General features: G+C 38.5%; 11 protein-coding genes and 1 riboswitch. Of the genes, 4 read left to right on the top strand and 7 right to left on the bottom strand.

Going from position 1 to position 10,371, the window contains the following annotated elements:
• From RTK36_RS10510 to RTK36_RS10525, 4 genes are all read right to left on the bottom strand, one after another.
• The coding region (locus RTK36_RS10510; protein ID WP_312046947.1) for a thiamine phosphate synthase at positions 1-224 on the bottom strand (224 nt) is incomplete at its 3' end.
• Positions 208-1,038, bottom strand: coding sequence for a hydroxyethylthiazole kinase (gene thiM, locus RTK36_RS10515; RefSeq protein ID WP_312046950.1), 831 nt, complete (start codon positions 1,036-1,038; stop codon positions 208-210). The genes RTK36_RS10510 and thiM, both read right to left, overlap by 17 nt.
• A gap of 206 nt (positions 1,039-1,244) precedes the next feature.
• Positions 1,245-1,350, bottom strand: a riboswitch (TPP riboswitch).
• A 48-nt stretch (positions 1,351-1,398) separates the two neighbouring features.
• Entirely contained in the window at positions 1,399-2,313 is a 915-nt protein-coding gene (locus tag RTK36_RS10520; protein ID WP_312046953.1) for a recombinase family protein, read from the bottom strand.
• 346 nt (positions 2,314-2,659) lie between these two features.
• Entirely contained in the window at positions 2,660-2,929 is a 270-nt protein-coding gene (locus RTK36_RS10525) for a hypothetical protein (protein WP_312046958.1), read from the bottom strand.
• A 78-nt stretch (positions 2,930-3,007) separates the two neighbouring features.
• Between RTK36_RS10525 and RTK36_RS10530 the strand changes: the two genes are divergently transcribed.
• Both RTK36_RS10530 and RTK36_RS10535 read left to right on the top strand, forming a co-directional pair.
• Entirely contained in the window at positions 3,008-3,733 is a 726-nt protein-coding gene (locus tag RTK36_RS10530) for a S8 family serine peptidase (RefSeq protein WP_312046960.1), read from the top strand.
• Positions 3,733-4,170 (top strand): hypothetical protein, encoded by a 438-nt coding sequence (locus RTK36_RS10535; RefSeq protein WP_312046962.1) that lies wholly within the window; start codon positions 3,733-3,735, stop codon positions 4,168-4,170. The genes RTK36_RS10530 and RTK36_RS10535 overlap by 1 nt, the downstream gene beginning before the upstream one ends.
• Positions 4,171-4,342: 172 nt before the next feature.
• Here the strand turns inward: RTK36_RS10535 and RTK36_RS10540 are convergent, their stop codons facing one another.
• On the bottom strand, positions 4,343-5,062 hold the full coding sequence (locus RTK36_RS10540; RefSeq protein WP_312046964.1) for a helix-turn-helix domain-containing protein: 720 nt from the start codon (positions 5,060-5,062) through the stop codon (positions 4,343-4,345).
• 692 nt (positions 5,063-5,754) lie between these two features.
• On the opposite strand from RTK36_RS10540, the gene brnQ reads away from it, so the two are divergent.
• Positions 5,755-7,059 carry a branched-chain amino acid transport system II carrier protein gene (gene brnQ, locus RTK36_RS10545; protein ID WP_312046966.1) on the top strand — a complete coding sequence of 435 codons (1,305 nt, stop codon included), beginning with the start codon at positions 5,755-5,757 and terminating at the stop codon, positions 7,057-7,059.
• A 336-nt stretch (positions 7,060-7,395) separates the two neighbouring features.
• Here brnQ and RTK36_RS10550 read toward each other — a convergent pair whose 3' ends face one another.
• Complete coding sequence (locus RTK36_RS10550; RefSeq protein ID WP_312046968.1) at positions 7,396-7,992, bottom strand: LysE family transporter; 597 nt, start codon at positions 7,990-7,992, stop codon at positions 7,396-7,398.
• Positions 7,993-8,126: 134 nt separating this feature from the next.
• On the opposite strand from RTK36_RS10550, the gene RTK36_RS10555 reads away from it, so the two are divergent.
• Entirely contained in the window at positions 8,127-8,681 is a 555-nt protein-coding gene (locus tag RTK36_RS10555) for a helix-turn-helix domain-containing protein (RefSeq protein ID WP_312046974.1), read from the top strand.
• 98 nt (positions 8,682-8,779) lie between these two features.
• Here the strand turns inward: RTK36_RS10555 and RTK36_RS10560 are convergent, their stop codons facing one another.
• On the bottom strand, positions 8,780-10,165 hold the full coding sequence (locus RTK36_RS10560) for an NAD(P)/FAD-dependent oxidoreductase (RefSeq protein ID WP_312046978.1): 1,386 nt from the start codon (positions 10,163-10,165) through the stop codon (positions 8,780-8,782).
• Positions 10,166-10,371: the final 206 nt, after the last annotated feature.

Consider the following 10,371-nt stretch of genomic DNA (forward strand, 5'->3'; position numbering starts at 1 on the left):
ATATTATCGTTAACCACAAAAGGAACGTTATATTTTTTACAAACTTCCTTTACTTCCTTTGCTTGCTCCACAAACTCCTCAAAAGATGCATCCTTTTCCCGAAGTTGTACAAAGGTTGCTCCACCTATTAGTGCTTTCTCCACATCCTCAGCTAGCTTTCTTTCTTGTAACCAAGCACGGTCAGTCACCGCATATAATAACAAACTTTTACGATCTAGCTTCAATTTTCATTCCCTCCTCTAAAACCTCATCCGTTAGATTACTCATTGCATCAATAATATAGGTGCGATAAGATGAGGTGCCATTTAATTTTGATTCCGCTAATCTTTGCAATGCAATTTCACCGCAAAGCCCCATTGCCGCCACTGCCGCCACTGTAGCGTCCAATAAGTGACAAGAATTTGCCACACAATATGCCGTCACAACGCCGCTGAGCATACAACCTGTTCCTGTTATTTTAGACATCAAAGGATTCCCATTACGAATTGCATAGGCCTTTTTGCCATCAGCAACGATATCAATTGCCCCTGTCATTGCAATCACCGCTCCTGTTTTCTCACTGAGGCGTTTGGCGAACTGAACCATTTCATCCAAATTCTCTTCTGTGACACGGTCAGCTATATCTGCATCTACGCCTTTTGTCGTGCCCTCTTTGCCCCAAAGGGCCTTCAGCTCTGAAACATTCCCCCGTATGACAGAAAAGCGCACCTCTTCCAAAAGGCAGATTGCCGTATTCGTACGTAGTTTTGATGCACCGGCACCTACAGGATCTAAAACAGTAACATGCCCTAGCTCATTGGCTCTTTTTCCCGCTAAAAGCATAGATTCAATGGTACGGGTATTTAACGTTCCAATATTAATATTCAGTCCACCACAAATACTTGTAATTTCTGCCGCTTCCCCTGCATCATCTGCCATAATAGGAGATCCACCGCAAGCCAATAAAATATTGGCCACATCATTTACTGTAACGTAATTTGTAATATTATGCACCAGTGGCATAGTTTCCCTTACATTCTGAATTAAATTTTTCTCCATCGTTATTCCTCCTAAAAAATTCATCGGATTTTCCAGTGGAACCCTTCGTAAAATTGATTTATGGTTTATTCATAACGGACAGTGCCAGAAAGGCTTGGGAACAAAAATTTCATAAGAAGGGTCACAAAAAAACTTCCCCTTCCCTATGTACACCTTTGTCGACACCTTAGTTGTCCGTTAAAAAAGGCACTCCCCTCAGGAGTGCCTTCATAAACGAAGTATGTCCCTACGTTGGCATTATCCAAATCAGGTTTACGGTCGAAGTATTGGTACTTCCTCTCAGCCTGCCTACAAGCTCCCATTTTTCATAATAACGGAATTACTTCCTGTTTTTTAGCATATCACAGGGGTTTTCCGTTGTCAAACGCTTTGTTTCCCTCGTCTGTTTTTCGCCAATTTTTTCTGCACCTTTTCATAAGTCTTTTCACTTAGAATCGGTTCATGGGTGTTTTTCACAACAATCCAATTTTCCATGGGAAGCTCCATGGTTTTTTTTGATTTATAACTAATTTTCTGCTCTCTTCCTTGCACCATATGGCCCATATAAACAGGATTTTTCAATATTTTTCTTACCGTACCCGCCCCCCATTGCATGCAGGTTTTTCTACCTAAATCCTGACCTCTTTTTCGCTTTTCCTGGGAGGGTGTGGGGATATTTTCTATGGTCAGTTGGTCTGCTATTTTTTTGCAAGATAGCCCAGACAAGTACAACTTCGCCATATACCGTATCACCTTGGCTTCTTCCTCCAAAACCACCAAATGGTGGCGGTCGTAAGCATCTTTCTGATACCCATAGGGTGCATAATTCCCCAGAAACTGTCCCATTTCCATTTTTTTTCGCAAAACAGAGCGAATATTTTCTGATAGCTCTTCACAATACCATTCATTTACAAGACTATTGATTTGCCTTGCCTTTTTATTTTCTTTTTTTGATGTATCCACGCCATCCACTACCGTGACAAATCGAATCCCCCATAAAGGAAATCGCTCATGCAAATATATCTCCGCAGTAGCCGCACTGCGGGTAAAGCGTGATTGCGTTTTGCAGAGTATAATCTCAAATTTTTTATCCTTAGCATCTTGAAGCAAACGGCAAAAAGCCGGGCGGTCCTCCCTCAAGCCGGAATAATCCTCATCCTCATAGACATCGTAAATTTCCCATCCGTTTTTTTGGGCATACGCAATGAGCAGTATCCTTTGGTTTCTTATGCTTTCGCTTTCTTCCCCTGTTCCATCCTCCACAGAGAGACGGCAATATAAAGCTGCCTTGGGCATAACTCCGCCCCCTCTATCTTTCTTATTACAATATATACCCCAGGGGTATTCACTTATCCCAAAAAATGTGCGAAACAAGCTGGTAACTAGCGCACCTTATGGTAATAGCTATTCTTTTTATAACTTCGGATATGCTTCAAGCAAACCTTTCGTAAATAAAATCTTTCCAAAGCATCTCAAAACTCCAAGAAAAAAAGACTCTTTAAAGATATGACCTAATATTCACGACAATACTAAGGCAACACTTCATCTTTTCTCTTCAGAATGAGGCAAATAAAAAAAATACCCGCAGCAAAATACTGCGGATAGAAATTTCTTGCAGAAAAATTCATTCTTTTTTAACGCTTTATCCCAAATCTTTAAAAATATACTTGTTACAGTTCGGACAGCAACTATCCTCAGTGATCTTCTTTCTGCTATTGAGTGACTTATTACAATGAGGACACTTATAATACTTGGTTTCCAAAACAAACGTAAACACTGCCAATGCTACTGCGAAAAAATAATTATGCAGAAACACAAAACTCATGGCGGCAACTGCTAATAAAAGAATATAGATTTTTTGAAATTTCTTATAGTTGGCCAATAACGTCTGTCCCTTTTCAGATATTTTCACAAAAAGTCCCCCCAATTTTGAATTTCTTTTCTCTTTTATTTTATCCCAACTAAGGTATAAAAGCAACAGAAAAGATACGTGACCCATGTCACGGGTATCGCCTGTGGCAGTGGTGTCCTTTCCAACGGCCGCTACTGTGGAATTGCCCCTGAAGCTCATATTATCTCCCTAAAAATTCTTGACAGCAACGGCCAAGGCAGTTCTTCCCATGCTGTTGCCGCATTAAGATGGATAATGGACAATGCTGCAAAATATAATATAAGAGTAGTAAATTTATCCATCGGTTCTAATGACAGAAAGGTGAATCAACCTTTGAAGGAAATCGTTGAAGTTCTCTGGCGTAGAGGAATTGTTGTAGTGGCCGCCGCAGGCAATCCCGATGGACGCAGAGGCTATCAGCCCCCGCCGCCCATCAGCCCCATGGTAATTACCGTGGGAACTTGGGAAGATCGTGATTATTTTACGCGACATAAGCCTTTTTCCCTTTTCACCAGGGATTCATCCAATCTGCCGGATATCTGGGCGCCGGGAGAAAACATTATTTCTGTTCTCTCCCCGGATTATAAGTTTAGTATGCCCAACCGCAGTCGGGAAAATATTATTTATCCCAATTATATCAGTATGAGTGGTGCCTCTATGGCCACCCCCTTGGTAAGCGGAGCGGCCTCTTTGCTGTTAGAACGATTCCCTTATGTCAGACCCAACGAAATTAAGACGGCCCTAATGAAAATGGCGGCCGAAAATGGGGGACTGTTGGATCAAAGTACCTGTCTGAACCAAACAGGAAAGGTGGTTTTTATTTAATGGAACGAAATCTGATTTACGAATTGACAAAAACACTACAGCAAACAGATGGTCTGGAAAAGGACTTTCTGGCGATGTCTACGTCCTTAAGAGAAGCAATTGAGAGAAACTACATCCAGAAAATTCAGTTGGCAGCTGGCGACCAAAAGTCATTTACCGTGGAACATCCACCAAAGGAAGTTACTCTTCTGAGGGCAATCGCCCCTTTTCTGGATGAAGGCGGGCGTGGGCAAATCCGTGACCTCTGTCGTTCTTTGCTTTTTATTAATTCCTTGCAGGGCGTAAACCAAAGCGTTACTAGCCTAACCCAAGAAGGTGGCCTACTTGCGGCTAGAAGTGCCGACGGAAGTACAGAAGAAGCTGGAGAAAATTTAAATCCCCAAGCAGCAAAAATTGCCGGGCTCTTAATGTCAATTGCTTTAATGGACAAATTTTGAGGCAATAAAAGCCCTAATTTATTGTTTCAAAACCCTTCTTATGGGAAGATTTTTAGAAAAGACTGTTCAAATTCCAAAGGTGTTTCAAAAACTTCTTATTAAATTCTTTATCTGTATAAGCAAAACTAAAAACCGATTGCTGCGCATTTATTATGCATAGCAATCGGTTTTTTTAAAGCTCCTGATTAATAACAAACATATTCATTCTTTTTATTTGTTTCAAATCTTCCTTTGTCATAACCAATTGTTCCTTCATTTCCTCATTTTCTACCATCACATCAAGGGAAAGTAAAAATTTGAATGCTACTGGCAAAATGGGTTGGGTGGAAAGTCCCGAGAAAATCCCTACCAAGCGGCGACTATGGGTGAACGAATTGATGGCATACATAAAGACTTGTTCCACTTTGTTATTCTGATTCTCAAAATTGAAATGGGTGAACGCATCAAACTTACGCATGTTGCCATGATAAAGAAATTTGCAATTGTAATAATTACTGTAGTCTTCTACATCTGCATAAAAATTTGCTTTATAAATTCCATTTTCACCTGCGCCCTGCACTTCAATGATATTTTTTATAATGCGTCCTCTTCTGCCATCATAAAAGTAAAGGTAATACTTTGTTTTCCCAGTTTTCCGCTTTACCAAGGCATCCCCTTCTGTTTCCTCGGAAGTTGTGATATTTTCATAATCCACAAGCTGATTTACAGAAATATTTAAGGCATCTGCGATAGAAAACAGCGTTTCAATATCAATAGAAATTTCCCCATTCTCATATTTAGAAACCGTTGCTTTGCTTTTATGAATCATTTCTGCAAAGACCTCAATTGTTAACTTTTTTAGCTTTCTGTAAAGCCTGATCCGTTTTCCAACATGGATACTGACTTCTTTCATAATTTCCTCCTATTTGTATCTATATTTCAAAGTGTATTTTGGCAAATAAACGTCTGTATTGCTGATAGTATTCTTCAATTTTCATGAAACTCCTTTACAGTTTGTTGTTGTTTTTTTAAAAATACTAATTCACTATGAATTGTCCTCGACACGAAAACAAATCATATTTCTCACCCTTGTTTCGAAAAAAGAACACCTTGTGTTCTATCATTTGATTATAGAAACTTGAAAATTTCCACTTACAGTGGAAATTTTCAGCAAATATTTCTATTTCCAGACAATCCCTTGTCCATGATTTCCAAACAATTCTCTTCACTTTTTTATCTAAAATGGAGAAAAATCAATAGTTGAGATTAAAATACTTTTCTAAAATTGGTTAATATCACAAAAAAAATTGAATGAAATATATTTTATCCAAAAATTGTATTTGCACATTGTACATTTCGTAAAAATAATAAAACTCTTGATTTTTTATTAGTTTACCTTATATTTTATCCATTTTCATCTTTTTTTCAACTATTTTTTTATTAAGATTATGCTTTTCCCATAAATTGTTTCACTTAAATATTTTTCATTAGGTTGATAATTTTGAAATTTTATTAGATAATAGTGAGCATGTGGCAATTCCATAAATAGCCGATTGCACATCAGAGAGAAAAGTTGAGAGTAAGTAATACAAGGAGGTATTATCTATGAACGGAAAGAAAAACAGCATGGCTGACGTTGCAATAATTGGTTTGGCATTATTTGCAATGTTCTTCGGCGCAGGCAACCTGATTTTTCCGCCTTACTTAGGCATTAACGCAGGTACTGAATGGTTTACAGGATTTATTTGTTTCTTTATCGCCGATGTTGGCTTGGCATTGGTAGCAATCTTAGCTATGATTAAAACAGGCGACGTTTCTATGAACGGTATTACAGGAAAGTTGGGTAGGGTACCCTCAGTCATTATCAATTCTTTAATTGTATTATGCATCGGGCCTTTCCTTGCAATCCCTCGTACTGCCGCTACAACTTTTGAAATGGGTGTAATGCCTATTTTTCCTTCCATTAATTCTTGGGTATTCGGCGCAATCTTTTTCGGCCTAACCCTCCTATTTACCATCCGTCCTTCCGGCGTAATTGACGTTATCGGTAAATATTTAACACCAGTTTTGGTTCTTTCTCTGTTGGCGCTAATTGTAATGGGTATTGTGAACCCTATTGGTCCAATTGTGGATACAACTGGCTTCAATACTGTAAAAGAAGGTATTCTTTCAGGATATCAAACAATGGACGTTTTGGCTTCTGTGGTATTCATTATCATTATCATCTCTGCTGCCAAGGACAAGGGCTATACTGATACAAAATCAACCATGAAGGTTGTAATTCAGTCTAGTGTTTTTGCAGCTGCTGCATTGATGATTATCTATGGCGGTTTGGCTTTCTTAGGTGCTACAACCTCCGGCGGCGGTTTTGAAGATTTAAACCAGACTGGCTTGGTTGTTGCCATCACACAAAAACTGGTTGGCAACTATGGCGTATTGATGCTTGGCATCATCGTATTCTTTGCTTGTCTGACCACTTCAATCGGCTTGGTTTCCTCTTGTGCATCTTTCTTTGAGGAATTAACTCATGGTAAGGCTTCCTACAAAATGGTTGTTATTATTACAATTGGCTTCAGCTATTTTGTTTCCAATTTTGGTATCTCTACCATTATCAGCATTGCTGCTCCAATTTTAACATTGCTGTACCCCGTTGTTCTTGTTATGATTATCTTGACTTTCTTCGGCAAGAACATCAAAAACAATAACATCTATATCGGTGCTGCTGTCTTTGCTTTATTGGTTAGTGCAGCTGATGTATTATGTGGATTCGGCTTGCCTTTCACGTTTGTTAAGAGCCTTCCTTTGGCTGGATTCCAGTGTGGATGGGTTGTTCCTGCCATCATCGGCGGCCTGATTGGCAAATTCATTCCTATGTCTGCAAAGGCAAAAGAAAGATCTGATTTTGCTTAATAAAACAGTTTTTAATATAGAATCATTGCAATCACATATCTGTGACTTAAAACATATGGTCCTAAATCAAAACCACGCGTTAAATGCGTGGTTTTTTAGTTATTCTAGAAGGGATTTTAAATTAAAGCGGCTTCATTTTATTTTTTTGTAATGGATTTTTACTACATTCTGTATCTACATATTCAACAGATTAATTCATAAATTAATATTTTCCCTTGTCAGCTTGCCAAAGCTTTCCCGCTTTTACATGAGTTGTCAATACTATTGGTTCATTCGGTTTTTTTAAATTAACGATTATTGTGACAATGACTTCATTTTGCTAGTACATTAATGTATCTAAAATGTTTTAATAACTAAGGAAACAGCACAATATACTAACAATGCTGCTAAAACTGCATTAATAATTTTCGTGTATTTTGCGATAAGTCTTTGAAATATTACCCCAAACACAGTCCAACACGCCGTACAAAAAAAGGAGGCCAAAGAAAGTAAAATACAAAACAATAACAAAATGAAAGGCGATTGATATTGGGGCAGAATAAATGATGAAAAAACAGCAATTCCATACAAAATTGTATTTGGATTTATAAATTGCAAAACAACACCTTGCAAAAACAAATTGCTCATTTCTTTATTATACTTGCTTTCTACGGCAGGATCACTTCTTATGGTATTCCAAGCTAACCACAATATGTATGCGGCACCAACCCATACCATAATTAATTGAAATGCTGGGAAAACATCAAATATAACCCAACTAAAAAGACTACACAAAAGCAATACCATAAATACTCCTGCAGAAACACCCAGATTAAATTGAATACTCTTCTTTAATCCATACTTTCCTGCATTGGACATGGATATGATTGCATTCGGCCCTGGAGATATATTTGATACAAAGACATATGATAAAAATTCCAGAAAATTTAACATTATATAATTCCCTCTCTTTACTCAATAATCAATTCATGATAGACTATATATCGTACAAAATGTACATTATAATGAGTGTGCACTATAATACTAACATATGTGCAGCATACTGTCAACATTCAGGAGGCATTTTTATGGATAATCTTAGTCATGTAATTTCAGAAAACCTAAAAAAAGTAAGAGAAGAAAAAAGACTTAGCCTTGATACCGTAGCAAAACTTTCAGGCGTGAGCAAAAGTATGCTTGGACAAATTGAGCGTTGTGAAGTTAACCCAACCGTATCAACGATGTGGAAAATTGCGAATGGGTTAAAAATATCCTTTTCACAACTCATCAATTATGCTGAAACAACTGTTGAATTAATAGATATTAACAGTCTTGAGCCATTGCTTGAAGATGAAGGAAGGATAAAAATTTATCCAACATTTCCTTTTGACAGCACTCGCCGCTTTGAAATATACTCTGTTGAATTTCAAGAGAATGGCTATCTATCCACGGAGCCTCATTTACAGGGTACGCAAGAATATCTAACTGTGTTCCATGGGGAAGTGACAGTTACACTAGGACAAAAAAGTTTTATTGTGGATGAGGGCAAAGCAATACGCTTCAAAGCAGACGAACAACATGGTTATAAAAACACAGGATCCTCGCCCTGTTTATTAAATATGGTGATTTACTATCCGGAATAAATTCCACCCACACTGGCTATTTACTAAAGCTAATGCACAAAAAAAATAGAGCTGGATTGGCATATTATGTGCCCTTCTCGCTCTATTTTTATTTACAACTATTTCTTGTTTAGAATCTTATCTGCAACATACATTCCGTTTGCCGCCGCCTGGGATAGAGAACGGGTAAAGCCTGCGCCATCGCCGATGGCATAAAGACCAGGACAGTCGTCCAGCTGGAACTCTGTACATTTTGGTCTTGCTGAATAATACTTACATTCTATTCCATAAAGCAAGGTATCATAGTTCGCCGTGCCCGGCGCAATTTTATCCAATGCATGGAGGGTCTCAATGATATTATCCAACTGGCGCTTAGGCATACAAAGGCTTAAATCCCCAGCTACTGCATGGAGGGTAGGTCTTGTGGTGGATTTTCTAATACGGCTTTCATCTGAACGTCTGCCGATTTCCAGATCCCCCAAACGTTGTACCATAACGCCGCCGCCACAAATGAGGTTAGCCAAGCTTGCCACATATCTTGCATATTCAATGGGCTTTTTGAATGGCTCCGTAAAGCGAATGGTTGATAGCAAAGCAAAGTTAGAGTTTTCTGTCTTTCTGGCCTGATCACGGTAGGAATGCCCGTTTACCGTCAGCACACCTCCAGTGTTTTCCGTTACAACATGACCTCTTTCATTAAAGCAGAACATTCTAGTGGTATCACCATATTGCTTAGAACGATACCAAATTTTTGGCTCATAGATTTTTTTGCTGAAATGATCCCAAACCATTGCAGGTAGCTCAACACGCACACCAATATCTACTTGATTATTTTTCAAAGGAATGTTATTATTCTCACACCAGTCTGAGAAAAAGCGACTACCAACACGGCCTACGGCAAATATAATCTTATCCGCCGTTATCACATCTTTCTCCCCTTTGTGTATCAAATGAATCTCCTTAGTATCTTTATTCACATCACTAGCCTCTGTATCAACAGCGATATCTACCTTATCTTCTAAATATTCAATCAACTTCCGCATGGTATCAAAGTTGCTGTCAGTTCCCAAATGTTTTAACTGCGCCTGACTCATATGCAAATCATGCTGTAAACAAAGGCGTTTTAAATCGTCATCGGGCATAAAACGGTCTGTGGTTGCGCCGAATTTTACCAAAACTTCATCTGCCTGCTCAATGTAATGAATGACTGTTTTGGGTTCTAAAAACTCAGTTAGCCAGCCGCCATATTCCGTAGAAATAACATATTTGCCATCGGAAAATGCGCCCGCTCCAGCCATGCCCTCCATAATGGCACAGGAGGAACATTTAATACATTTCTCCACCTTTCCTGTCACAATAGGGCAATGGCGCTGCCGAATGGCATGACCTTTTTCCATAATTAACACCTTCATTTGGGGATTGCTCTCAACCAAACGATATGCAGTCATAATCCCGCCGATACCACCGCCAATAATTGCTACGTCATAATGCTTTTTTAAACTCATAGAAGCACCTCCTAATGTGGCATTAAAAATGCCGTTTGTCTTATTCATAATATAATTGTTATTTGCATAAATATTCTTTGCGCGCAGAAAAAGAGCGAAACTTTTCTATACTTTTGTAAGAAAAGTTTCGCTTTACTTACGTCTTATTTTAACGTATTTCCATCCTCAAGTCAAGAGGTTCTTTCTTCTTTCCAAAAGTTATCTCA

It is taken from the genome of Anaerotignum sp., assembly GCF_031981185.1.
Taxonomy (GTDB): domain Bacteria; phylum Bacillota; class Clostridia; order Lachnospirales; family Anaerotignaceae; genus Chakrabartyella.

Excerpts from the sequence above, each read along its gene's own strand:
- RTK36_RS10555 (WP_312046974.1), top strand. The coding sequence starts at position 8,127 with ATGGATAATCTTAGTCATGTAATTTCAGAAAACCTAAAAAAAGTAAGA.
- RTK36_RS10550 (WP_312046968.1), bottom strand. The coding sequence starts at position 7,992 with ATGTTAAATTTTCTGGAATTTTTATCATATGTCTTTGTATCAAATATA.
- RTK36_RS10540 (WP_312046964.1), bottom strand. The coding sequence starts at position 5,062 with ATGAAAGAAGTCAGTATCCATGTTGGAAAACGGATCAGGCTTTACAGA.
- thiM (WP_312046950.1), bottom strand. The coding sequence starts at position 1,038 with ATGGAGAAAAATTTAATTCAGAATGTAAGGGAAACTATGCCACTGGTG.
- brnQ (WP_312046966.1), top strand. The coding sequence starts at position 5,755 with ATGAACGGAAAGAAAAACAGCATGGCTGACGTTGCAATAATTGGTTTG.
- RTK36_RS10520 (WP_312046953.1), bottom strand. The coding sequence starts at position 2,313 with ATGCCCAAGGCAGCTTTATATTGCCGTCTCTCTGTGGAGGATGGAACA.
- RTK36_RS10560 (WP_312046978.1), bottom strand. The coding sequence starts at position 10,165 with ATGAGTTTAAAAAAGCATTATGACGTAGCAATTATTGGCGGTGGTATC.
- RTK36_RS10535 (WP_312046962.1), top strand. The coding sequence starts at position 3,733 with ATGGAACGAAATCTGATTTACGAATTGACAAAAACACTACAGCAAACA.